The organism is Citrobacter sp. RHBSTW-00524, assembly GCF_013747755.1.
Taxonomy (GTDB): Bacteria; Pseudomonadota; Gammaproteobacteria; order Enterobacterales; family Enterobacteriaceae; genus Citrobacter; species Citrobacter braakii.
In genome coordinates, this window is record NZ_CP056421.1 from 313,540 (window position 1) to 338,667 (window position 25,128).

Annotated in this window: 20 protein-coding genes; 5 read left to right on the forward strand and 15 right to left on the reverse strand. The window is 53.9% G+C overall.

Annotated elements, in window-relative coordinates:
- Window positions 1–67: 67 nt before the first annotated feature.
- The 3 genes from gntT to gntX all read right to left on the reverse strand — a co-directional run bounded on the left by gntT (window position 68) and on the right by gntX (window position 3,081).
- The gene (gene gntT / locus HV229_RS01415; protein ID WP_003023507.1) at window positions 68–1,384 is read right to left on the reverse strand and encodes a gluconate transporter; all 1,317 of its coding nucleotides are present in this window, start codon (window positions 1,382–1,384) and stop codon (window positions 68–70) included.
- Window positions 1,385–1,763: 379 nt separating this feature from the next.
- On the reverse strand, window positions 1,764–2,339 hold the full coding sequence (gene nfuA, locus HV229_RS01420) for a Fe-S biogenesis protein NfuA (protein ID WP_003023509.1): 576 nt from the start codon (window positions 2,337–2,339) through the stop codon (window positions 1,764–1,766).
- A 58-nt stretch (window positions 2,340–2,397) separates the two neighbouring features.
- A complete protein-coding gene (gntX, locus tag HV229_RS01425; RefSeq protein WP_181546755.1) occupies window positions 2,398–3,081 on the reverse strand; it encodes a DNA utilization protein GntX in 684 nt (227 codons plus the stop codon).
- 37 nt (window positions 3,082–3,118) lie between these two features.
- Between gntX and bioH the strand changes: the two genes are divergently transcribed.
- Window positions 3,119–3,889 carry a pimeloyl-ACP methyl ester esterase BioH gene (gene bioH, locus HV229_RS01430; protein ID WP_016157646.1) on the forward strand — a complete coding sequence of 257 codons (771 nt, stop codon included), beginning with the start codon at window positions 3,119–3,121 and terminating at the stop codon, window positions 3,887–3,889.
- Window positions 3,890–3,933: 44 nt separating this feature from the next.
- Here the strand turns inward: bioH and HV229_RS01435 are convergent, their stop codons facing one another.
- From HV229_RS01435 to greB, 6 genes are all read right to left on the reverse strand, one after another.
- The gene (locus HV229_RS01435) at window positions 3,934–4,884 is read right to left on the reverse strand and encodes an Rpn family recombination-promoting nuclease/putative transposase (RefSeq protein WP_181546757.1); all 951 of its coding nucleotides are present in this window, start codon (window positions 4,882–4,884) and stop codon (window positions 3,934–3,936) included.
- A gap of 236 nt (window positions 4,885–5,120) precedes the next feature.
- Window positions 5,121–5,357: a [Fe-S]-dependent transcriptional repressor FeoC gene (feoC, locus tag HV229_RS01440; RefSeq protein WP_003023516.1), complete on the reverse strand. Its 237-nt coding sequence runs from the start codon at window positions 5,355–5,357 to the stop codon at window positions 5,121–5,123.
- A gap of 11 nt (window positions 5,358–5,368) precedes the next feature.
- Window positions 5,369–7,687, reverse strand: a complete 2,319-nt coding sequence (gene feoB / locus HV229_RS01445; RefSeq protein ID WP_047358168.1) for a Fe(2+) transporter permease subunit FeoB — start codon at window positions 7,685–7,687, stop codon at window positions 5,369–5,371.
- 18 nt (window positions 7,688–7,705) lie between these two features.
- A complete protein-coding gene (gene feoA, locus HV229_RS01450) occupies window positions 7,706–7,933 on the reverse strand; it encodes a ferrous iron transporter A (RefSeq protein ID WP_003023519.1) in 228 nt (75 codons plus the stop codon).
- Between the two features lie 430 nt (window positions 7,934–8,363).
- Window positions 8,364–10,697, reverse strand: a complete 2,334-nt coding sequence (locus HV229_RS01455; RefSeq protein WP_181546759.1) for a Tex family protein — start codon at window positions 10,695–10,697, stop codon at window positions 8,364–8,366.
- 98 nt (window positions 10,698–10,795) lie between these two features.
- A complete protein-coding gene (gene greB / locus HV229_RS01460; protein WP_016154802.1) occupies window positions 10,796–11,269 on the reverse strand; it encodes a transcription elongation factor GreB in 474 nt (157 codons plus the stop codon).
- 225 nt (window positions 11,270–11,494) lie between these two features.
- Here greB and ompR point away from each other — a divergent pair, with 225 nt between their 5' ends.
- A complete protein-coding gene (gene ompR / locus HV229_RS01465; protein ID WP_001157751.1) occupies window positions 11,495–12,214 on the forward strand; it encodes a two-component system response regulator OmpR in 720 nt (239 codons plus the stop codon).
- On the forward strand, window positions 12,211–13,563 hold the full coding sequence (envZ, locus tag HV229_RS01470; RefSeq protein WP_029139732.1) for a two-component system sensor histidine kinase EnvZ: 1,353 nt from the start codon (window positions 12,211–12,213) through the stop codon (window positions 13,561–13,563). The genes ompR and envZ overlap by 4 nt, the downstream gene beginning before the upstream one ends.
- Before the next feature lie 74 nt (window positions 13,564–13,637).
- Here envZ and pckA read toward each other — a convergent pair whose 3' ends face one another.
- Window positions 13,638–15,260: a phosphoenolpyruvate carboxykinase (ATP) gene (gene pckA / locus HV229_RS01475; RefSeq protein ID WP_016154801.1), complete on the reverse strand. Its 1,623-nt coding sequence runs from the start codon at window positions 15,258–15,260 to the stop codon at window positions 13,638–13,640.
- Between the two features lie 378 nt (window positions 15,261–15,638).
- Here pckA and HV229_RS01480 point away from each other — a divergent pair, with 378 nt between their 5' ends.
- Complete coding sequence (locus HV229_RS01480) at window positions 15,639–17,357, forward strand: DUF4153 domain-containing protein (protein ID WP_181546761.1); 1,719 nt, start codon at window positions 15,639–15,641, stop codon at window positions 17,355–17,357.
- Window positions 17,358–17,439: 82 nt separating this feature from the next.
- Here the strand turns inward: HV229_RS01480 and hslO are convergent, their stop codons facing one another.
- The 4 genes from hslO to igaA form a co-directional block, all read right to left on the reverse strand.
- On the reverse strand, window positions 17,440–18,318 hold the full coding sequence (hslO, locus tag HV229_RS01485; RefSeq protein WP_053388958.1) for an Hsp33 family molecular chaperone HslO: 879 nt from the start codon (window positions 18,316–18,318) through the stop codon (window positions 17,440–17,442).
- A 24-nt stretch (window positions 18,319–18,342) separates the two neighbouring features.
- Complete coding sequence (gene hslR / locus HV229_RS01490) at window positions 18,343–18,744, reverse strand: ribosome-associated heat shock protein Hsp15 (RefSeq protein WP_016157639.1); 402 nt, start codon at window positions 18,742–18,744, stop codon at window positions 18,343–18,345.
- 10 nt (window positions 18,745–18,754) lie between these two features.
- Window positions 18,755–19,423, reverse strand: coding sequence for a GMP/IMP nucleotidase (yrfG, locus tag HV229_RS01495; RefSeq protein ID WP_016157638.1), 669 nt, complete (start codon window positions 19,421–19,423; stop codon window positions 18,755–18,757).
- 62 nt (window positions 19,424–19,485) lie between these two features.
- Window positions 19,486–21,621: an intracellular growth attenuator protein IgaA gene (igaA, locus tag HV229_RS01500; protein ID WP_181546763.1), complete on the reverse strand. Its 2,136-nt coding sequence runs from the start codon at window positions 21,619–21,621 to the stop codon at window positions 19,486–19,488.
- Between the two features lie 322 nt (window positions 21,622–21,943).
- Here igaA and nudE point away from each other — a divergent pair, with 322 nt between their 5' ends.
- The gene (gene nudE, locus HV229_RS01505) at window positions 21,944–22,504 is read left to right on the forward strand and encodes an ADP compounds hydrolase NudE (RefSeq protein ID WP_016157636.1); all 561 of its coding nucleotides are present in this window, start codon (window positions 21,944–21,946) and stop codon (window positions 22,502–22,504) included.
- Between the two features lie 58 nt (window positions 22,505–22,562).
- On the opposite strand, the gene mrcA is transcribed toward nudE, so the two are convergent.
- Entirely contained in the window at window positions 22,563–25,115 is a 2,553-nt protein-coding gene (gene mrcA / locus HV229_RS01510) for a peptidoglycan glycosyltransferase/peptidoglycan DD-transpeptidase MrcA (protein ID WP_181546765.1), read from the reverse strand.
- Window positions 25,116–25,128: the final 13 nt, after the last annotated feature.

Sequence of the window (25,128 nt, forward strand, 5' to 3'; positions counted from 1 at the left end):
TTCCCCGGCTTTTTTAGGGGGATAGCAGGTAGGCCGGGTAAGCGAAGTGCCACCCGGCACAGTTTTATCAGACCACCATACCCAGCAGCAGACACCCTACCAGACCGCAGACGGAGATAATGGTTTCCAGCATTGACCATGACTTGATGGTTTCACCGATGGTCAAGTTGAAGTACTCCTTGAACAACCAGAAGCCTGGATCGTTCACGTGGGAGAAAATGACGGAACCGGAACCAACCGCAATAACCATTAGCTCAGGGCTTACGCCGGTCGTTGCAATCAGCGGTGCCACAATCCCACCAGCGGTGATTGCTGCAACGGTTGCGGAGCCCAGTGCGATACGCAGTACCGCAGCGATAGACCATGCCATCAGCAGCGGAGAAACGTTTGAACCGTGCATCATTGACGCGATGTACTTGTCCACGCCGCTATCCACCAGGACCTGTTTGAAGGCACCGCCACCACCAATGATCAACAGCATCATCGCGATGATTTTGATGGAGGACACCAGCGTGTCGTTGATCTGATCCATCGAACGTCCACGGTTCAGACCAAAAGTGAACATCGCAATCAGCACCGCGATAAGCGTTGCCATAACCGGGTCACCCAGGAATTCTGCCACCGTCAGGAAAGCGTGACCTTTTGGCAGAATCATCTCCGCCACGGCGCGCATCGCCATCAGGATAACCGGTACCAGAGAGGTCCAGACGCTGACGCCAAAGCCAGGCATCTCTTCTTCAGTAAACGTTTTCGCGCTGTACAGACCTTCCGGGATTGGCTTATCGATGCCTTTCAGGAAGCGAGCGTACACCGGACCGGCGAGAATAACGGTCGGGATTGCCAGAATCGTACCAAACAGCAGGGTTTTACCCATATCTGCATGGAAAATGGTGGCAATAGCGGTCGGACCTGGGTGCGGCGGCAGGAAGCCGTGAGTTACGGACAGCGCAGCAGCCATCGGCACGCCAACATACAGCAGCGGGATGTTGGCAGCAGCGGCGATGGTGAACACCAGCGGCAGCATCAGCACGAAGCCGACTTCGTAGAACAGGGCAAAACCGACGGTGAAGCCGGTTAATACCACCGCCCACTGAATATGTTTTTTGCCGAATTTAGCAATCAGGGTGGTTGCGATGCGCTGTGCGCCGCCGCAGTCCGCCAGCATTTTGCCCAGCATGGCGCCAAAACCCATAATCAGGGCGAGGCTGCCAAGGGTTCCGCCGACGCCGGCTTTAATCGAACCGATGACTTTATCCAGTGGCATCCCTTGCATCAATCCGACAGCAAGCGCCACCAGGACGAGAGCGATGAAACCGTTCATTTTGAAACGGATCATCAGGAGGAGTAACAAGATTACACCGATAGCAACGATGACTAATGGCATGATTTACCTGGCCTTTACTTTGTTATGGGTAACGTCAGTGTTTAAATGACAAATTCCGATTGTCCCGACCGGGAACAGAGCATTCTCAGCACCAATGCTGGTTGCCTTCAAAACTAATCAGTTTAGCTGGCTGTTATGTGTGTGTTAGGTGCTGATGCGAATGATACGGGTAACATACGGCGCTTGAAAATCACCTGGGCAGGCAAAATTTAAATTATGAGAGGCTGGTCAAATTATGAGGGGGATTGTTGCAGGAAATATGCGGATAAATGCAAGGTTGTAGGCCGGATAAAGCGATTACGCTGCCATCCGGCATCAATGCCCGATGGCGGCGCGGATGCGTCTTAACGGGCCTACGGAAACTCTACAGGTTGGGGCGTTAGTAGTAAGAGTGCTCGCCGCGCTGGTGTTCGGTTAAATCGCGAACGCCTTTCAGTTCAGGGAATTCAGCCAGCAGCTGCTTCTCGATACCTTCTTTCAGCGTTACATCCACCATTGAACAGCCGTTACATCCGCCGCCAAACTGCAGAATAGCGTAGCCTTCATCGGTGATTTCCATCAGGGAGACGCGGCCACCATGACCTGCCAGCTGTGGGTTGATCTGCGATTGCAGCATGTACTCCACGCGTTCCATCAGCGGCGCATCATCGGCAACTTTACGCATTTTGGCGTTTGGTGCTTTCAGGGTCAGCTGGGAGCCTAACTGGTCGGTAACGAAATCGATTTCTGCATCTTCCAGATACGGTGCGCTCAGTTCATCAACATATGCGGTCAGCAGGTCAAATTTAATGGCGGTGTCGGTTGCTTCCACGGCGTCCGGCGGACAATAAGAAACGCCGCATTCAGCGTTAGGCGTGCCGGGATTAATCACAAATACGCGGATTTGTGTCCCTTCTTCCTGATTTGCCAGCAGTTTGGCAAAGTGCGCTTGTGCAGCATCGGAAATATGGATCATAGTAATGGCCTAATAGTTGACTATTTTACTTGGTTATAATACGCCCATCATCGAGGCTCTACAAGGTTCGACACAGGCACCATACCTGGACAGTCGCCGCGCCGTTGCGTAAAAGCAGCTGCGCGATTTCCGCGACGGTACTTCCGGTAGTGACGACATCATCCACAATGACCATATGGAGTCCCTGCACTGGCAATTCAAGGCGAAAGGCGTTTTTCAGGTTACGTTTACGTAATCGGGCGCTGAGATGGTGCTGTGTGGCGGTTGCCCGACCCCGCGTGATGGCCCGGCTGTCCCAGTTGCAGCCCAGCCAGCGGGCCAGGGGACGACACAGTAAGTCGCTCTGATTAAACCCTCTGCGCCAGTGCCGGCGTTGCCAGAGCGGGACGCTGACGAGCCTGTCCGGCAGAGGAAGACCGCTGACGCGCCGGGCCTGTAATACCTCCAGCAACAACAAGCGTGAAAGAGCGGGGGCCATTTCGCCACGTCGGGAAAACTTGAGCTGGTGGATAAGCCCGCTCAATGGCGGAGCATAGTCGCTGACGGTAACCAGTCGCTGCCACGGCGGTGGTTTTTGCAGACAGCGCCCGCAGGGAACGACGGTATGCGCGGCAGGGAGTCCACATTGAGGGCACCGGCTGACGTGCTGATGCGTTGCCCGTGTGCAGACTGAACAGATCCCCCAATGCCCTAACGTCAGGGGCATTCGGCATAGCCAGCACAATCCCGGTACTGTTAGCATAGAAGCATCCTTTCAGGCTAAAAGAGAACAATAACTGATGAATGACATCTGGTGGCAGACCCAGGGTTCGGGAAATTGCCATCTTGTGCTGCTGCACGGATGGGGACTGAATGCGCAAGTGTGGCATTGCATAAGCGAGGAATTGAGTTCGCATTTCACGCTGCATCTTGTCGACTTACCGGGATTTGGTCGCAGCCAGGGGTTCGGCGCAATGTCGCTGGAAGAGATGGCTGAGCGGGTAGTAAAACAGGCACCGGAGAAAGCCATCTGGCTTGGCTGGAGTCTGGGCGGGCTGGTCGCAAGCCAGGTGGCGTTAACCCATCCTGAACGTGTTCAGGCGCTGGTGACCGTGGCGTCTTCCCCTTGCTTTAGCGCGCGCGACGAGTGGCCGGGTATCAAGCCAGAAGTGCTGGCAGGTTTCCAGCAGCAGTTGAGCGAAGATTTCCAGCGTACGGTGGAACGTTTTCTGGCGTTGCAGACGATGGGCACGGACACCGCGCGTCAGGATGCGCGAGCACTGAAGAAAACAGTGCTGGCGTTACCCATGCCGAAGGTCGAGGTGCTCAATGGCGGACTGGAGATCCTGAAAACGGTCGATCTGCGTGAGCCTCTGTGCGCTGTGGACATGCCTTTTCTGCGGTTGTACGGCTATCTCGATGGACTGGTTCCGCGCAAAGTGGTCCCAATGCTCGATGCCCTGTGGCCGCATAGCGAGTCGTTGATATTTGCTAAAGCGGCGCATGCACCGTTTATCTCGCATCCTGCAGAGTTCTGCGCAGCGCTGGTGGCGTTAAAAAAACGCCTATAAATCTGTTGTGTTGCCCGGTAGAGCCGCGCTTACCGGGCTTGAGATTAATGGCTGCGCGTAGCCAGATCCTCAGCGGTCAGGCCGGTAATTCTGAAGATGGTCAGCGGATCGATACCATCAGCCTGCAGGGTTGATGCAATACGTAAAGCTTCCTCTCGTTTACCTTGTTGCAAGCCCGTTTGTAACCCCTCTTGTAACCCTTTCATATGACCTTCCTGAAGACCATTAAGATGCCCTTCTTGTCGTAATCTTTCGGCGATAGTCATCAACTTTTCCTTATGTTGGGGTAAACGTTCGGCGACCTCATGAAGAAACTCGGTAAAATGTGCGGTGTCCCCGACCTGCATTAGATAATTAAACAAGGCTTTCAACTGGCTGTCATTAGCGTGTCCTTTAATAATCAGGATGGCCAGTTTTTCTACCAGCCCCATCAAATCGCGTTTACGAATATGTTTTTGGATGAGTTCCAACAGCGCCATCCGGCGATGCTGCATGATCTCGTCATCGGGAACAACGGTGATATCGATCAGTGGAAACGCTGCGGTATAAAGTTGGCTGGCGGCCTTTGGGTCGTCAAATTCGTCCAGCCAGCAGAGTGAGTAGGGGTATGGGCTTGCCGCGCCATGATAAAAAAGCATGGGTATCACTAGCGGGAGTTTCTTGTGACCTGCAGCCAAATGACGATGCATGACCGCAATAGCATAACGCATCAGCCGAAATGCCATATGGGCATCGGCGGAACTCTGATGCTCAATGATGGTGTAAATATAGCCATCGCCTTCGCGGGTTTTTAATGACCACAGCACATCGGAATAGTACGCGCGCAAATCGTCCTCAATAAAGCTGCCCGATTCCAGTTGTAGCGTTTTCAGATCGCACAGTTTTTGCAAAGAGGCTGGAAGATGGAGCCGAAGAAAGTCGCGTGCGGTAGCAGGGTGGTTTAAGAACGTTTTAAAAATCGCGTCATGCGGCGTAGCAGTCGTGTCAGTATTCATGGCGATCCGTCACCTGAGAAACAAGATGACGAGACTCTACTTCCCTGGTCGCCAGTAATCATCCACGAGTTGATAACGATGCGCGACAGGCTGGAGGATAGATCTGCTTTGCTGAAACAAAGACATCTTTGTGGAATCCATTACGCAAAAAGCCGGATATCAGCATAAACGCTTTATCCGGCCAGGACGTTTGCAGTCATTTTTAGACCGGAAGCGTAGCGCCATCCGGCATCGAACTAGCGCAAAGCCCACCACTCGCGCAGGCAGGCTTTACCTTCCGGACAACTCTTGCAGCTTCCGGAAAGACACCCGTCGGCATCTTCCTGAATCCGCACCGCTTTGCCCATCTTTTCTAACTGATTCAGCATGGCGTCAATCATGGGCTGCGGGGTGTGCAGCGTGTGGCTAATCTGAGTTGCCTCCATGCGTCCCCGCAAAGCCAATAAATCACGAACCTGAATAAGCGATGCCATTGTCGATAACCTTAGTGGCAGTCGCCAGTGGTGCTGGAACAGCAGGAGCTTGCCGTCCTGTTGGTCGCCAGCAGTGCGAGATCCACGCGACTGCGAGCTCGACGCAGCAGGCCCAGCAACACAATGTTAAACAGGATGACAGCTAAAATGCACACCAGGCTGTAGGTCGGGTGCTCTTTGTAGCTGACCGCCTGATAAAACAGCGTCGACAGAGAGTAGGCGATGTTCAGGCCCCACAGAATCGAGAAGCCCATCCAGCCACGGCTGGATTCACGTGCAATAGCGCCCATTACCGAAATACACGGTACATACAGCAGCACGAAAATCAGGTAGCTGTAAGCGGCAGCAGCGCTGCCAAATTTTTCGCCCATCACGCCCATTGCACCCGTAGCCATTTCACCGTCGCCCTTGCTGGCTTCAATAGGGTTAGCCAGTACGCTCAGGCTGAAGGTGTCTTTCAGGCTTTGCCAGGTCTCATCTACCGCGCCGAGCAGCTCGTCACCGAGGTGGAAATCTGCCGGGTTGAACTCTTCTTCCTGAATGTTTTCTGCGGTATAGAGCGTGTTCAGCGTACCGACAACCACTTCTTTCGCCATCGCGCCGGTGAACAGACCTACGGTTGCCTGCCAGTTATCTTCGTGAACGCCAATCGGCTTGAAGACCGGCGTGATTACGCGGCTGACGGAAGCCAGAGCAGAGTCGTTGATGTTGTCGACGATTTTTCCGCTCAGCGAGAAACTGTTAAACGCGCTGAGGAAAATGCTGACGATGATGATGACTTTACCCGCACGCAGAACGAAGCCTTTCAGGCGTTGCCAGGTCTGAATAATCAGACTCTTAATGTGCGGCACGTGGTACACCGGCAGCTCCATCACGAACGGCGTTGCTTCGCCACGCATGATGGTGTGTTTGAGCATCAGACCGGTCAACACCGCCATAACGATACCCAGTACGTACAGTGAGAAGACCGCCAGCGCACCGTTCTGACCAAAGAACGCTGCGGCAAAGACGGCGAAAATCGCCAGGCGAGCGCCACAGGACATAAACGGTGCCATCATGATAGTCATCAGACGTTCACGCGGGGCGTCCAGCGTACGTGCGCCCATCACTGACGGTACGTTACAGCCAAAGCCGACGATCAGCGGGACAAACGATTTGCCCGGCAGTCCCAGCGCCTGCATCAGACGGTCCATTACAAACGCGGCGCGCGCCATGTAACCGGAGTCTTCAAGGAAGGAGAGGAACAGGTACATCATGCCGATTTGCGGTACCAGTGGCAGCACGGTGTTAATCCCGCCGCCAAGACCTTGCGCCAAAAAGATAGTGAGCCAGTCCGGGAAGTGCAGCGTGTAGCCAACCCACTGAATCCCATGGATAAAGAGCGCTACGGAGCCGACGTCAAACAACGGTTGCAGCGCGCCGCCAATGTTGATGGCGAGCAGGAACATCAGGTACATCACGAACAGGAAAATCGGCAGCCCGAGGAAGCGGTTGAGGACGATTTTATCTACTGCGGTGGTGAAGCGGCTTGGCTCTGCCGTCAGGGTGTTGCTGACGGTATCGCAGATAGCTGCAATGCACTGATAGCGCGCATCGGCGATATGCAGTGCCGGATCGTCCATTGTCTCGCTCAGACGTGCAATGGCGGCATCAAGGTTTTGCGCGGCATCCCCCGCGTAGGCCCGGCTGTAGATATCGCCTTCCAGCATCTGCAGGCCCAGCCAGCGGCGCTGTTTTAACGGCATATCTTTGGCCATCGCATCGGCGAGGGAATCCGCTTCCTGCAGCAGCGGTTGGGCATAATGAACCAGCTCGACGGTGTCGTTTTCTTTGTAGCGATCGATCGCCAGTTTCAGCGCTTCAATGCCGCGGGCGCGGGTGGATACCAGCGGAACCACCGGGCAGCCAAGGCGAGCGGAGAGGGCATCGATATCAATACGGATTTGCTGCTTCTCGGCAATATCCAGCATATTCAACGCGACGATGCAGGGGATGCCCAGCTCAAGCAGTTGCAACGTCAGGTAGAGGTTGCGTTCAAGGTTTGAAGCATCGACCACGTTGATCAAGAGATCCGCGTCGCCGCTTAAAATATAGTGACAGGCGATCTGCTCATCGAGAGAGGTCTGGGATGAGATTGTCGTCAGAGAATAGGTGCCGGGTAAATCAACCAGCGTGACCTGGTGGTCCGTCGTTGCGAAATGACCTTCTTTACGCTCAACGGTAACGCCAGCCCAGTTGCCTACACGCTGGCGTGCGCCGGTAAGCTGGTTGAATAAAGTAGTCTTGCCGGAATTAGGATTGCCAATTAAACCAATGGTTAGTTTTTTCATTTTTATAGACTCACTGTATTAACAGGAAACCGCTTCCACTTCTAATAACGCCAGATCTTTCTTACGCAATACCAGACTTACGCGACGCGTTTCGATATGGATAGGATCGCCGAGTGGGGCGACGCGTACCACGTTGAAAGAGGAGCCGGGTAGCATGCCAAGTGACAACAGTTTCTGACGATAAGCCGGGCTGATTTCACGGGCAAAACCGGTAATTTTCCACGCACTGTCAGGAGTGAATTGCATAGGGACCTACTTATATCTCGCTAACTGGATGATTACCTCATGGGGCGACAAGGCGGCATGAGGCCAGATGATTAGCCAACGTAAGGAAAGAGTAAATAATCAACAGATCAATGATAATGAGAATGGTTTCTATCATCAATAGAATAAATGTGACGGAATGTACAATTGGATAATAATTTGCGCCAATTTTGATATTCCTCAATATTTATTCTGGTTGGGAACGAATGATTCGCGGAAATAATTAGTGAGGATCTTAATGTTTAATTAAGGTTTCATCTGTTAATGAAGTGATAAATATATGGCGGTAGAAAGCGGGAAAGAGACTAAATATGCCGGATGGCGACGCTCACGCGTGTTATCCGGCTTACAAATTAATTGCGACAAGTTAGCCGGATAAGGAGGTTACCCCCCATCCGGCACAAAAGTCACACTAGCGTTTTTTACCCATTGCCGCCGCCAGCGCATCCATCATGGCGCTGTTACCCGCAGGCTGTGCGTCACGACCACGAGGTTTCGCGGCTTTTGGCGCCGGGCGATTGCTTTGAGTGCGATCGTTATTCCCGCCGCCGCGACGCGCATTGGTTTCACCCGGCTGCTCGTCCAGACGCATGGTCAGTGCGATACGCTTACGTTGCAGGTCAACTTCCAGCACTTTCACTTTCACAATGTCGCCCGCTTTCACCACGGTGTGTGGATCTTCGACGAACTTATTCGACAATGAAGAGATATGCACCAGACCATCCTGATGAACGCCAATATCAACAAACGCGCCGAAGTTCGTGACGTTAGTGACTGCCCCTTCCAGAATCATTCCCGGCAGCAGATCGTTCATGGTTTCTACGCCATCAGCAAACTGCGCGGTTTTAAATTCAGGACGCGGGTCGCGGCCCGGTTTTTCCAGCTCTTTGATGATGTCGGTGACGGTCGGCACCCCGAAGCGTTCGTCGGTAAAATCGGCTGCTTTCAGATTGCGTAGTTCGTTGCTGTTGCCCATCAGGTCACGCAGCGATTGCTCGGTTGCGGCCAGAATGCGTTCCACAATCGGATAAGCTTCCGGGTGAACGGTAGAAGCATCCAGTGGGTTATCGCCATGGTTGATACGCAGGAAGCCCGCGCACTGTTCAAAGGCTTTTGGCCCCAGGCGGCTAACTTTTAGCAGTTGCTGACGGTTCTGAAACTGACCGTTCTCATCGCGCCAGGCGACGATGTTTTGCGCCATCATGCGCGTCAGGCCAGCAACGCGGGTCAGCAGCGGCACGGAGGCGGTATTCAGATCGACGCCGACGGCGTTCACGCAGTCTTCCACCACTGCATCCAGCTTGCGCGCCAGCTGCGTCTGGCTTACATCGTGCTGATACTGGCCCACGCCGATAGATTTCGGATCGATTTTCACCAGCTCCGCCAACGGATCCTGCAAACGACGGGCGATAGACACCGCGCCACGCAGCGAAACATCGAGATCCGGGAACTCCAGCGCCGCCAGCTCGGAAGCAGAGTAAACCGATGCCCCGGCTTCGCTGACGATCACCTTCTGTGCGGTCACTTTCGGGAATTGTTTCTGCACGTCGAGGAAGAAACGCTCGGTTTCGCGCGACGCCGTACCGTTACCAATCGCGACCAGCTCAACGTTGTATTTTTCACACAACGCCGCCACGGCAACGGCGGCTTTGGCTGCCTGGCCGGTATGCGGATAAATAGTGTCGGTCGCGACCAGCTTGCCGGTACCGTCAACCACCGCCACTTTTACACCGGTACGCAGACCCGGATCGAGACCCATTGTGGCGCGCAGCCCGGCCGGGGCGGCCATCAGCAGGTCATGCAGGTTACGGGCAAAGACGTTGATCGCTTCATCTTCCGCACGTTCACGCACGGTACCCATCAGCTCAGTTTCAAGGTGCATCAGCACTTTGATGCGCCACGTCCAGCTAACAACGCCTTTACGCCAGCTGTCAGCGGGGGCGTTGTTCAGGCGCAGTCCCAGGTGATCCTGGATAATCTGCTCGCCGTGGCTCTCTTTTGGCGGCTCATCGAATTGCGGATCGGCATTTAGTGAAAGCTGCAACACGCCTTCGTTACGACCACGGAACATGGCCAGCGCACGGTGGGATGGAACGGTAGAAATAGGTTCGTGGTGATCGAAGTAATCGCGGAACTTAGCGCCTTCCTCTTCTTTGCCACTAACCACGGCGGCAACCAGATGGGCGTTTTTCCACAAATAATCACGCACTTTTGCCAGCAGCGCAGCGTCTTCGGCGAAGCGCTCCATCAGAATGTAGCGTGCGCCATCGAGGGCGGCTTTGGTATCGGCCACGCCGTTTTCGGCGTTGAGATATTTTGCAGCTTCGGTTTCCGGGTCATGGGACGGTTCGTTCCACAGCAGATCTGCCAGCGGCTCCAGTCCGGCCTCAATGGCTATCTGCCCACGGGTGCGGCGCTTAGGTTTGTACGGCAGATAGAGATCTTCGAGTTCGGTCTTACTTAACGTGCCGTTGATCGCGTTCGCCAAACCGTCGGTCAGTTTGCCTTGCTCGCCGATAGATTTCAGGATTGCCTGACGGCGGTCTTCCAGTTCACGCAGATATCCCAGACGGGTCTCCAGATTACGCAGTTGCGTATCGTCCAGACCGCCGGTGATTTCCTTACGATAACGTGCGATAAACGGCACGGTGTTCCCTTCGTCAAGCAGGCGAACGGCAGCTTCTACCTGTTCAGCACGAGCCTGAATTTCACCTGCGATAATGCGGCAGAAAGAATCATTCATCATGGATAGCTTCGTCTATAGGATAAAAAATCAGGGGATAGTTATACGGATTGACTGGCAAAAATGCCAGTCATCTACCGGGGCTTCGGATTGTTCCGGTCTCACTTAACGTATTCAATTTCGTTCACGTACCAGCTGGCTTCACCACCAGGGGTGTTGACTATCGCGAGATCGCCGACCTCTTTTTTCAGCAGCGCCCGCGCCATCGGTGAGTCGATAGAAATGTAATCTTTACGACCGAAGATCTCATCGTAGCCGACAATACGGAATTTACGGATGTCGCCATCGTCATTTTCAATCTCGACCCACGCGCCAAAGAAGACTTTGCCCTCTTGCTGCGGGGAGTAATCGACGATTTTCAAATTCTCCATACACTTGGTCAAATAACGGACACGGCGGTCGATCTCACGCAGACGCTTTTTATTATACTGGTAGTCGGCATTTTCGCTGCGGTCACCCAGACTTGCGGCCCAGGTAACCTTTTTAGTGACTTCCGGGCGCTCTTCACGCCAGAGGTAATTCAGCTCTTGTTTGAGTTTTTCATACCCTTCGCGGGTTATCAGGGGCGTTTTCATCTTATTGTTTTACCTTCGACTCTGTGATGATGCGCACAATTAGTATTACGCGAGCATATCAACAGAATAAATAATGTATTGCGAGAAACATTGTATACTTAAGCTGCTGTTTAATATGCTTTGTAACAATTTAGCCTGGAATTCATACCAGAATTCGCTGGTGACTCACGTTAGCTTTCTTAAGAATATACACTTAATTGTTGCGAACCTTTGGGAGTAATAACAATGCAAGAGAACTATAAGATTCTGGTGGTCGATGACGACATGCGCTTGCGTGCGCTTCTGGAGCGTTATCTGACCGAGCAGGGCTTCCAGGTTCGAAGCGTCGCTAACGCTGAGCAGATGGATCGTCTGCTGACCCGTGAGTCCTTTCACCTGATGGTGCTGGATTTAATGCTGCCGGGAGAAGATGGCCTGTCTATTTGCCGTCGCCTGCGCAGTCAAAGCAACCCGATGCCGATCATTATGGTCACGGCGAAGGGTGAAGAAGTCGATCGTATCGTTGGGCTGGAAATCGGCGCTGACGATTACATTCCGAAACCGTTTAACCCGCGAGAACTGCTGGCGCGTATTCGCGCTGTACTGCGTCGTCAGGCGAACGAACTGCCGGGCGCGCCTTCTCAGGAAGAAGCGGTCATTGCTTTTGGTAAGTTTAAACTGAACCTCGGTACGCGTGAAATGTTCCGTGAAGATGAGCCAATGCCGCTCACCAGCGGGGAATTTGCAGTACTGAAAGCGCTGGTAAGCCACCCGCGCGAGCCGCTGTCCCGCGACAAGCTGATGAACCTGGCCCGTGGTCGTGAATATTCGGCGATGGAGCGTTCTATCGATGTCCAGATTTCTCGCCTGCGTCGTATGGTGGAAGAGGACCCGGCGCATCCGCGCTACATTCAGACCGTGTGGGGTCTCGGCTACGTCTTTGTTCCGGACGGTTCTAAAGCATGAGGCGAATGCGCTTCTCGCCACGAAGTTCGTTTGCCCGCACGTTATTGCTCATCGTCACCTTGCTGTTTGCCAGCCTGGTGACGACTTACCTGGTAGTGCTGAACTTCGCGATACTGCCGAGCCTCCAGCAGTTTAATAAGGTCCTGGCCTACGAAGTTCGTATGCTGATGACCGATAAACTGCAGCTGGAGGACGGTACGCAACTGGTGGTGCCGCCCGCATTCCGCCGGGAAATTTATCGTGAGCTGGGTATTTCCCTCTATTCCAACGAGGCCGCTGAAGAAGCTGGACTGCGTTGGGCGCAACACTATGAATTCTTAAGCCATCAGATGGCGCAGCAGCTGGGCGGTCCGACGGAAGTCCGCGTTGAGGTGAACAAAAGCTCGCCGGTCGTATGGCTGAAAACCTGGCTGTCGCCCAATATCTGGGTACGCGTGCCGCTGACGGAGATCCATCAGGGCGATTTCTCACCGCTGTTCCGCTACACGCTGGCGATTATGCTGTTGGCTATCGGTGGCGCGTGGCTGTTTATCCGTATCCAGAACCGACCGCTGGTGGATCTTGAACATGCAGCGCTGCAGGTGGGGAAAGGTATCATTCCGCCGCCGTTGCGTGAGTATGGCGCTTCAGAGGTGCGCTCTGTTACCCGTGCCTTTAACCATATGGCCGCGGGGGTGAAGCAGCTGGCCGATGACCGTACGCTGTTAATGGCGGGCGTGAGCCACGATTTACGTACTCCGCTGACGCGTATTCGTCTGGCGACCGAAATGATGGGCGAAGAGGATGGTTATCTCGCGGAATCCATCAATAAGGACATCGAAGAGTGTAATGCCATTATCGAGCAGTTCATCGATTATCTGCGTACCGGTCAGGAGATGCCGATGGAGATGGCGGATCTGAACTCGGTGTTAGGCGAAGTGGTCGCAGCGGAAAGCGGCTATGAACGTGAAATCGAAACTGCGCTGCTGCCGGGTAGCATTCAGGTGAAAATGCACCCGCTGTCGATCAAGCGTGCGGTTGCCAATATGGTGGTTAACGCCGCCCGTTACGGCAACGGCTGGATTAAGGTCAGCAGCGGTACGGAGACGCATCGCGCCTGGTTCCAGGTAGAAGATGATGGTCCGGGCATCAAGCCGGAGCAGCGTAAACACCTGTTCCAGCCGTTTGTCCGCGGCGACAGCGCGCGTAGTACCAGCGGCACGGGCCTGGGTCTGGCGATTGTGCAGCGTATTATCGATAACCATAACGGTATGCTGGAAATTGGCACCAGTGAACGAGGAGGGTTGTCGATCCGCGCCTGGCTTCCGGTTCCCTTCACTCGCGCGCAGGGCATCACGAAAGACGCATAAGAAAGGGAGGCGAAATGCCTCCCTTTTTGTTGCTGTAGGCCGGATAAGGCGAAACCGCCATCCGGCACTCTTCGTTACAGCTTCGGTCCGGCGCTAACCAGCGCTTCACCCGCAGGGGTATCGGTGTATTTCTCGAAGTTCTCGATAAACAGTTTCGCCAGTGCGTTGGCTTTTTCCTGCCACTGCTCCGGAGAAGCATAGGTATTACGCGGATCGAGAATGCGAGTATCTACGCCAGGCAGCTCGGTTGGGATAGCCAGGTCAAACATCGGCAGACGGAACGTTTCTGCGTCATCCAGCGAACCGTTCAGGATAGCGTCGATAATCGCGCGAGTATCTTTGATAGAGATACGCTTGCCGGTACCGTTCCAGCCGGTGTTAACCAGATATGCCTGCGCACCTGCCGCCTGCATACGTTTCACCAGTACTTCTGCGTACTGCGTTGGGTGCAGTGACAGGAATGCTGCGCCAAAGCAGGCTGAGAAGGTTGGGGTTGGTTCGGTGACGCCACGTTCGGTACCGGCCAGTTTGGCGGTGAAGCCAGACAGGAAGTGGTACTGGGTTTGGTCTGCCGTCAGACGAGAGACCGGCGGCAGCACGCCAAACGCGTCGGCGGTCAGGAAGATCACTTTGGTGGCGTGACCCGCTTTTGACACCGGCTTAACGATGTTATCGATGTGATAAATCGGGTAGGACACGCGGGTGTTTTCGGTTTTGGAACCGTCGTCGAAGTCGATGGAACCATCTGCGCGCACGGTGACGTTTTCCAGCAGCGCGTCACGACGGATTGCGTTGTAGATTTCCGGCTCGGCATCTTTAGACAGTTTGATGGTCTTCGCGTAGCAACCGCCTTCAAAGTTAAACACGCCGTCGTCATCCCAGCCGTGTTCGTCATCGCCAATCAGGCGGCGTTTCGGATCGGTGGACAGCGTTGTTTTACCCGTACCGGACAGGCCAAAGAAGACTGCCACATCACCTTTTTCCCCGACGTTTGCCGAGCAGTGCATGGAGGCAATGCCTTTCAGCGGCAGCAGGTAGTTCATTACGGAGAACATACCTTTCTTCATTTCGCCGCCGTACCAGGTGCCACCAATCAACTGGATACGCTCAGTCAGATTGAAAGCCACGAAGTTTTCGGAGTTCAGACCCTGCTCTTTCCACTGCGGGTTAGTGCATTTAGCGCCGTTCATCACGATGAAATCAGGTTTGAAATCAACCAGCTCTTCGTCGCTTGGGCGGATGAACATGTTTTTAACAAAATGCGCCTGCCAGGCTACTTCGGTAATGAAGCGTACGGAAAGGCGGGTATCGGCGTTAGCGCCGCAGAATGCATCAATGATAAACAGACGCTTGCCGGAAAGCTGCTGGGTGACTAATCCTTTCAGATGCTGCCAGGTTTCCGGGGAGAGCGGTTTGTTGTCGTTCTTACCTTTACCTTTGTCGGACCACCAGAGCGTGTCGCGCGTGGTGTCGTCACGGACAATATACTTATCCTTTGGCGAACGTCCGGTAAAGATACCGGTATCAACGGCAACGGCGCCCAGGTTTGTTAACACGCCACGCTCATAACCTTCCAGGTTTGGATCAAGTTCTTCCTGGAAAAGCGTGTCGTAGTCTGGATTGTAAACGATATCCTGAACGTCATTGATACCATAAGCCTTGAGATCTTGCGGGGTTAAACTGTTGTTCACACGCATTTCACTGCTCCTTAGCCAATATGTATTACCTGGAATAGTAAGGTTTTTTAGGGATTGCTAACCGCGACAAGGCTCATAGATTTACGCATCCGGGAAAATCACGGATAACCGAATGCGCTGCGACTCCTGTCACAAAGAGGCGGATATTATGGCAGGAAACCCTTTTTTGTTGTGGAAAATGTTCTTAAAACGTTAATAGAGAGTGTTTTTGGCGGGAAACTTGTGAGTGTAATCGCATTCACGTAAGAAAATAACGTAACTCATACATAAACAATATCGATTCACTTCCCGTCGCAGTGGTCCGGGATCGGCCTATCAATGCTCAAAATTGTGAAGTTGATGCGATAATTACCTTTTCTCTTCATTCTGGGTGACGACATGGATAGTGTTGAACTTTCACGTACTACTCGCTGGGGCATGATATCTATCGGCCTGTTACAGGGGATATTGTGCTACCTGCTGATGACATATCTGGTGCCGCATAATGACGGCTGGCTGTTCTATGGCATGCCCGCGACAATTGCTCTCTCCTCGGCGCTTTTACTCACCGTTGTCTCTTTCAAACAACGTGCGCTGTGGTACTGGATGGCGCTGATCTTTGTTGTCGTGCTGGCGATGAGCGTCTGGCTAAAGTGGCAAGTCGAGGGCAGCGATAAGTGGCGGCAAAATGATATTTTTATTTTGTACGGCTGGCGCTTACTGCTGATGGCGATGCTGGCATTGCCATGGATTCAGTACTCGCTCCACGCATCCCGCCAGCAGGCCCGCTATGCGCAGTTTTATGCTAGTTTGTGGCTTAATGCGCTGACGTTACTGATTGTCTTTGTCGCCAACGGTCTGTTCTGGATGGTGCTCCTGCTATGGAGCGAGATGTTTAAGCTCGTTGGTATTACCTTCTTCGACACGCTTTTCTTTGATACCGACTGGTTTGGCTACGTGGCCTTTGGCCTGGTTACCGCACTGGCGGTGGTACTGACCCGCACGCAGTCGCGTCTGGTTGCGGCGGTCCAAAAGTTACTGACTTTGATCGCCACCGGTCTGTTACCCCTGGTCGCGCTGCTGGCGCTGATGTTTGTACTGACCTTGCCCTTCACCGGCCTGGAGGCTATCTCGCAGCGGGTGTCTGCGGCCGGGTTGATGTCAACGCTGGCGCTGCTCCTGCTGCTGTTGATGGCTATCGTTCGCGAGCCGCAGAAAGAGGCGCTTCCCTATCCAGCCGCGTTACGCTACCTGATCAAATGCGCCCTGGTTGTCGCGCCCATCTATATGCTGATTGCCGGTTGGTCACTGTGGGTGCGAATTCAACAGTACGGTTGGACGCCCGAGCGTTTATATGGTGTGCTGGTGGTCTGTGTGCTGCTGCTCTGGTCGTTTGGCTATCTGGCGAGTATTTTACGCCGTGGGCGCAATTCGCTTGAGCTTCAGGGGAAGGTGATTCTTTGCGTGTCGTTGCTGGCGTTGGGGCTGTTGATTTTGCTGTCGTCGCCGGTTATTGATGCCTGGCGCATCAGTGTCAACAGCCATATGGGGCTGTATCACAGCGGCAAAATTAAGCCGGATCAGGTCAGCCTGTATATGTTGGGTAATAGCGGAAAACCGGGACGTGCGGCGTTGGAGGCATTACAAAAAGATGCGGCGTTTAACCAAGACAGTAAGCGTCGGCGCGACTTAAATTCTCTGCTGCAAGGACGTCGCGATCCCATGCAGAACCTGACTATCACTCAACTAGCGCCGAAAGTGATGATCGCTCCGGGTAGCAGGCAACCCGATGAGACCTTCTGGGCGTTTGTCAAAGGGCAGAGCTACCGCATTACATCCTGCGTTGAGCAGGATGCATGCGTCCTGGTCGATCAGGACCTCAATGCTGATGGTAAGCCTGAGCAGGTGCTGTATGCTTTTGGCGATGGTGAGAGTCTGGTCTTTGCCAGGAAAGAGGATAAATGGGAACTCATCGCATCAGGTCAGCTACCTGCAGGATTCAATAAGGATAAACTGCTGCAGGCGGTGGCGAATCATCAACTGAATTCAGCCCCCAGAGTTTGGCGTGATATCACCATTGATGGCACCCGATTGCCGATGAATTATTACAACGAGTGAGCGTGTTGCAGATAGCGTTTTGATGGATGGCGGTGCGAACGCCTATCCGGTCGACGATAGTGGGCCGGATAGGCAGTGGTGATTAATGTACCTGCGGGTCCGCCGGGGAAGCGTTGCTGCGGATCTCAGCAATGTCCATGGCATTAAACAGATAGTGGCTCCCGCAGTAATCGCAGTGCATATCGATCTCGCCTTCTTCCGCCAGAATGCTGTCCACTTCTTCGTCCGGCAGCGTTTTCAGTGCGCCTGCGCAGCGTTCGCGTGAACAGGTGCATTTGAACTCAACGTCCTGCGGATCGTAGAGAGTAACCTCTTCTTCGTGGTACAAGCGCCACAGCACTTCGTTGGCCGGGAGCGTTAACAGCTCTTCGGTTTTGATGGTTTCGGTCAGGGCTGTCAGGTGATCGAAATCATCTGCCTGCGCGTTTTGCGCCGGCATTACCTGCAGAAGCATCCCGCCAGCAGCGGGTTTGCCATCGATGTCGCCAGTACGGATAAACAGACGTGTCGGCAACTGTTCAGAACGCATGAAGTAATCTTCCAGACAGGCGGCCAGCGTGTCGCCTTCCAGACCAACCACGCCCTGATAGCGCTCGCCTTCTTCTGGGGTAATGGTGATCACCAGGTAGCCGTTGCCTACCAGCGTTTTGAGATCAGCGCCTTCAGGGATATCGCCCTGCATACGGGCCACGCCGCGCATCTGCTGATTGTTGTTGCCGTTAATGACGGCCAGGCTCAGCGGACCATCGCCCTGCAGCTGTACGGTGATATCACCGGCAAACTTCAGCGTGGCGGTGAGCAGGCTGGTGGCGACCAGCAGTTCAGCCAGCACGTTCTTGACCGGCTGCGGGTAAGTATGATTTTCGAGGATCTGTTGCAGGGTTTCCGAAACGGTCACCAGCTCGCCGCGCACGGCAAAGTTTTCAAACAGATAACGATGTAATTGGTCATGTTGCGGCATAATCATCTCTCTTGCAGGTGACAGTCACTCGCTGTCGCCATGTTTAAATCGTAACAGGTCGCGGCGCTCTTTCTTGTCCGGTCGCCTGTCCGGGTGCGGCATGGTTAACGCGTTAAGTTTACGCGCCAGCGCCACTTTTTCGCGTTTTTCTACGCTTTCCGCGGTTTCTTCATACAGCGTAACGGCTTCCGTGGCCGGGCGACGCTGCTCGGTAATAGCCTTGATAATGACCGTTCGCTCGTCATTTCCCTGGCGCAGGGTGAGGGTGGCGTTCAGCTCGACAATCTTGCTCGGTTTGCTGCGCTGGCCGTTGTAATGCACCTTACCGCCTTCAACCATTTCGCGGGCTAGCGCACGCGTTTTGTAAAAGCGCGCAGCCCACAGCCATTTATCCAGCCTGACTTCAGCAGAGGGCTTTTCTTTCATGGCGTCTCCTTCACATCAGTGAGGGGATCAGTCGGCGGTAGTCATTCAGTGACGGATGGCGCGCGTACTGTTTTTCCGCGATGCCTGAGTCGGGATTGGTCACGCCGAGGCAGTAACGAATACCGTACAGAGCAGCGGCGTCGAGAATGGGTTCGCTGTCGTCAATAAACAGCGTCTTCTCTGCACTCATTCCCGTTTCTTCAGCCACAGCGTGCCATAACCGCTGATCCTCTTTGGGATAACCAAATGTGTGGGTGGAAAGTAATAAATCAAGGTGTGAGGCCAGACCGGTATGCTCCAGCTTCACCGCCAGGTTATGGGGATGCGCGTTGGTGAGCAAAATACGGCGCTTGCCGCTGGCTTTTAAGGCATCAAGAAACGGTACGGTATCTTCACGCAAAACGGCGCGCGGTCCCTGTTCCGTTGTCATGGCGCAAATATCAAGATCCAGGCATTCGCTCCAGTAATCCAGGCAGTACCAGTTTAGCGTATGCTGCACGGCATGATACTGCTGACGAATATAGTCCTGGGCTTCCTGGGGAGAGATACCCTGTTTCGCGCCATAGGTTTCCGGCACCAGTTTTTGCCAGAAATAGTTATCGAATGCCAGGTCGAGCAGCGTGCCGTCCATATCTAACAACACGGTATCGACATCCTGCCAGGCAATATTGATCTGCATGGAAACTCCCCAGAAGAAAACATGATGCGCGACAGGGTAGCATATCCTGTCGCGCGAGCGTGTTATCGAATCAGGCTTTCCGGGTTGTCAATCAGCGTTGGATTCAGGCAACTTTCGTAGTAGCTCTGAATTTCCGTGATGCGGGAGCGGTGACGCTGGTAGCGTCTGAAAGCCTGTATGCTGTTGTAGACAGCGCATCCGAGCATGGAGAGCATCAGCAGCGTCGTGCCAAGGTAGCGCCATAATCCTGAACGATCCGGGATACGGTGCAGGCCAATGTGCTGGGTGCCATTGGCGTCGGTCGAAATATTGGTGACGATCCCCTCCGCGCGAAACGGCGTCTGCATCAGCATCTGCGCCAGGCGCTGGAAGGCGTTCCACTGTTCCTGTGGGGGATAGTCATATAGCGAGGTTGTCGGCCACGGCTGATCGACCAGATCGCTGCCTTCGTCGCTGATAATCAGGAAACCGCCAGGGGCTGGGCTATTCAGCGTCTGGGCCGCTCGCGCAGTCTCGCGTGAAATAAACGGCGCCGTAGAGGTATTCACCAGATTATCCAACGACTCCGCGCTTACCGGACGCAGCAGCACGTTCACACCATCCAGTTTGCCTGCGTTCGCCCGTTTCACCAGCGCTGTCCAGTCTTTACTGTTACCAAGGTTAACCAGTGCATTTTTTAAACGTACACATTCATCTTTGGCCGCGCACAGATCGGCCGTTTTCAGGACAATCTCGCCAAAATCGTCCAGTAACACCATTCCGGATTTTTGAATTGCCGAGCGTAACGATGCGCTGACGCGAGAGTCATCATCCGCTTTGGGGTGCAGTTGGCGGTTCACCGCCTGCGTGAGCGCGGTGGCTTTATTCACCAGATCGGACTCAGGCAGCGGTAATGCGCGCGCGTCATTCCAGATAATTTGCGTGCAATCGAAAGGCATAAACGGCGCGGAAGGCTGCGCATTCCAGCTCCCTTGGGTATGAATGTTACACATACCCGTACCGCTCAGATGCAGCGTGTCACCCACGCGAACGCCCGCGTTTTCAAGCTGTTTAACGCTGGTGGCTTCGATAGTTTGTGCGCCCTTCATCCAGGAAAGCGTAAGCTTTATCGGCATATCCAGCGGGATCCAAAACAGTAGCATCAGCAGCACCAGCAACGAGCCGCCCGCGATGACGGCGTTGCGCAGCCAGTGCTGTAACGGGAAGTTTTTGACTTCGTCATGCAGCGATAAAAAACGCCCCTGGCGTACAACGTGGCGATCGAGATAAATATCAATATCCGTTTGCTGGCCAAGATCTTGTGCGATGTAAGGCTGCCAGTGCGGTGGATAAATCAGATCAATAATACCTAGCGAGATATTATTAATTTGTTCCTGGTCGTTTTCGCCAAACAGCCCCCAGCGACGCGGCGTACCGCGCAGACAATGAATTTCCCGCAGGGCGGTTTTAGACGGTGGGGCAAACAGCCCCCACAGACCCGCAGCCAGTAGCAGCACCGCGCCACCAACTGTCCACGGAACAAACGTATCCGGGATTATCAAACAGAAAAAGAACAGCAGGAACGATGCGGCAATCAGTAACGCCTCGCGCAATCCCGACGGGCGGCTGAGCGCATATTCTTCATGGGTTTCCTGGCGAATATTCAGCAGTTCAATCTGCTCGCTTTCTTCACCGCGAATGGACGCCTGGGTAGAGGCGGTGTGCTGTAACGCATAGCCACGCGCTTCCTGCATATATTCCTGCAGCGTATGGCCGTTCAGGGAGATAACCAGCGGTATCGTATTGGTGTGGATTAGCTCAACGCTGTTTTCGTCATTGATGTATTGTTCCCAGAAAGGGGGAAGATGTACCTCAACGGAATCAAGATAGTAACGCCATTTGTTAGGATCGTCGGTAGTAATGCCGTAACGTGTAATCGCGTGCGTAAGCACGATGACGCTATTACTTTGGGCATTCAGCGTTAATGACACCGGCGCGGAGCTGGCGCCCGTTGGACCAGGTACCTGCTGAATTTGACTAAGGCTTTCGAGATAGTTTTCGACTGCACTGCGCTCTTCAGGCGTGAGTTTACGCTTCGAGGCGTCTGAGAAGACGTTGCTCAAGGGTAAATTTTTCCGTCTGGATTTCGTTCTGAGTAGCCATCCTGCAAGCAATGAGCAGGCCAGCAAAGCAGCTAAAAAAATCAGAATGGTGCTCATGCTTTCCCCATCTTACTTAGTCTGTCAGGCGTGGTCAGTCGCACCCTGTTCAATATTCGTGATTCTGTGGTTGGCTATCGGCAAGTGTGGAGTCGAACTTGAGCATCTTTAAGTACAGCCCAGTAAATGCGAATCATAGCAAAATCACTAAAAATGGAATATCAGCAAATTCCTGGAGTTATTTCAACCTATTGACTTTTAATTTGAAATAGGGATTAACTTTTAGTACGTTACATAAATGTAAATAAACGGCAATTCACATTGCCGAAACCGTGCGGTATATCGCACAATAACCCCAGATTTCACAGCAAAGATCCTCACAATGAGCAAATCATTACAGAAACCCACGATTTTGAAAGTGGAAACCGTCGCCCAATCCCGGCTGTTTAAAGTCGAAAGCGTGGACCTTGAGTTCAGCAATGGCGTACGCCGCGTTTATGAACGTATGCGCCCGTCCACGCGTGAAGCGGTAATGATTGTGCCGATTGTGGACGACCACCTGATCCTCATCCGCGAATACGCGGTCGGGACCGAATCTTACGAATTGGGTTTTTCCAAGGGGTTAATCGATCCTGGCGAAAGCGTGTACGAAGCGGCGAATCGGGAGCTGAAAGAAGAGGTGGGGTTTGGCGCAAAAGATCTGACGTTTTTAAAGAAACTCAGCATGGCGCCGTCCTATTTCTCCAGCAAGATGAACATCGTGGTGGCGGAGGACTTATATCCTGAATCGCTGGAAGGTGATGAGCCTGAACCATTACCGCAGGTGCGCTGGCCGCTGGCGCATATGATGGACCTGCTGGAAGATCCTGATTTTCACGAAGCGCGTAATGTGAGTGCGCTGTTCCTCGTGCGCGAATGGCTGAAAGGACAAGGGCGGCTTTAATTTCTCTTCACGAATAATAAAAAAGGCGCCGAAGCGCCTTTTTTTGATCGGTCAGGGATCAGAACAGTTCGTGCGTCTCACCATTATCAATAATGGTCGTCCCCACCTCATGCACCGCCTGTTGCGTCGGCTGAGTGCCTTCAATGAAGTATTCTGCGCGGCTGTTGCCACCGCTTGCCAGTTGACCGGTGCTGCGATCGATATTGACCGTCACGATACCCGGCGGCGGCGTCAGCGGCTGCTCAGGCACGCCTTCCAGCACGGACTTCATATAGGCATCCCAGGCAGGCTGTGCGCTCTTTGCGCCGCCTTCGTAGCCGGAGATCTGGTCTTTGATCGCCCCAGAAGCCGTCGTGTGTCCGAGATTGCGGCGATGGTCATCAAACCCGATCCATACCGACGTCACCACGCCTGGCCCGTAGCCGGAGAACCATGCATCTTTAGAGCTGTTGGTGGTCCCGGTTTTCCCGCCGATATCATGGCGCTGTAAATCGCGACCTGCACGCCAACCGGTTCCCATCCAGCCCGGCTCACCAAAGATATTGGTGTTCAGAGCGCTTTTAATCAGGAAGGCCAGCGGCGTGTTGATCACATGTGGAGCGTACTCCTGCGTTCCGCTTTGCGCGACCAGCGCCTGGTTTGCCTGCTCAAGCTGAGGCATAGGCACGGCGGCATTCTGCTGTTCCTGCGAGACGGCGACATCTTCGACGTTACTGTTTTCCAGCACGTTAGATTTCTGGGTATCACCATAAATCACCGGAATATCGCATTCCGGACAGGCAATTTTCGGCTTCGCCTCGAAGATAACGCCGCCTATATCGCTTTCGATTTTACTGATGAAATACGGATCGACCAGGAAGCCGCCGTTAGACATCACTGCATAACCGCGCGCCACCTGCAACGGCGTGAACGAGGCAGAACCCAGTGCCAGCGACTCGGTGTGCACAATGTTCTGTGCCGGGAAGCCGAAACGTTGCAGATACTCTGCCGCGTAATCCACGCCCATCGCGCGCATGGCGCGTACCATCACCACGTTTTTCGACTGACCCAGCCCCTGACGTAAGCGGATAGGACCGGCGTATTGCGGCGGTGAGTTCTTCGGCTGCCAGTCGGAACCCGCGCCGGCATCCCAGCGGGAGATCGGCACGTCGTTGAGCATGCTCGCCAGCGTCAGACCTTTATCCATCGCGGCGGTATACAGGAATGGTTTGATGTTGGAACCCACCTGGCGTAACGCCTGGGTTGCACGGTTAAACTTGCTCTGGTTGAAGTCAAAACCACCGACCAGCGCCAGCACCGCGCCGTTTTGCGGATTGATGGAGACCAGTGCGGAGTTGACGTCCGGTACTTGCGCCAGCCACCAGGCATCGCCAACCTGGCGTACCCAGATTTGCTGCCCGGTTTGCACCACATCAGTCACTTTGCGCGGCGTCGGGCCTTGCTGGGTATCCGAGCGGTAAGGACGCGCCCAGCGCATGCCATCCATCCGTAATGACACTGACGTACCATCCGCCAGCGCGGCAATGGCTTCCTGCGGATTGGCGCTGGTAACAACCGCCGGTAGCAGGGGACCATAAGTCGGTAGCGCTTTCAGCGTATCGGTGATTTTCTTGCTGTCCCAACTGCTTTCGCCCACTTTCCACAGCACGTTCGACGGGCCGCGGTAACCATGGCGCATGTCGTAATCCATCACGTTGTTACGTACTGCCTGCTGAGCCGCCTGCTGTACTTTGCGCGTAATGGTGGTGGTGATGCGATACCCGTCCTCATAGGCTTTCTCGCCATAACGGTTATACATCTCCTGGCGCACCATCTCAGAGAGATACGGCGCGGAGAAGGCGATTTCCGGCGCGTGGTAGTTGGCGTCAATGGCTTCTCCGCGCGCCTGATCGTACTGGGCCTGCGTGATGTAGTTTTCGCTCAACATACGCGACAGTACGACGTTACGTCGCGCGGTTGCCCTTTCCATCGAATAGAGGGGGTTGAAGGTTGACGGCGCTTTTGGCAGACCGGCAATCACCGCAATTTCACTTAAGCTGAGCTGATCAACCGTCTTACCGAAATAGACCTGCGCGGCAGCACCTACGCCATAAGCGCGATACCCCAGGTAAATCTTGTTCAGATACAGTTCGAGGATCTCATCTTTACTCAGCAGTTGTTCAATGCGGATCGCCAGGAACACTTCTTTGATCTTACGCATCAGCGTACGTTCCGGGCTCAGGAAGAAGTTTCTCGCCAACTGTTGGGTGATGGTGCTGGCCCCTTGTGATGCATGGCCGGAGAACAGCGCGACGCTGGCAGCACGGAAGATCCCCACCGGGTCTACCCCGTGGTGCTCATAAAAGCGACTGTCTTCGGTAGCGATAAAGGCTTTAACCATTACCGGCGGCATTTGATCCAGGGTGACCGGGATTCGACGTTTCTCGCCATATTGCGCGATCAGCTCGCCATCAGCGCTGTAAACCTGCATCGGGATCTGTAAACGCACATCTTTGAGCGTCGCGACGTCAGGTAATTGCGGCTCAATATAGCGATAGAGGCCATAAATCGAGCCTGCTCCCAGCAGGATGCAACATACTGCAAGGATTAATAAATACTTTACGAACTTCACTGGAGATTTCCCA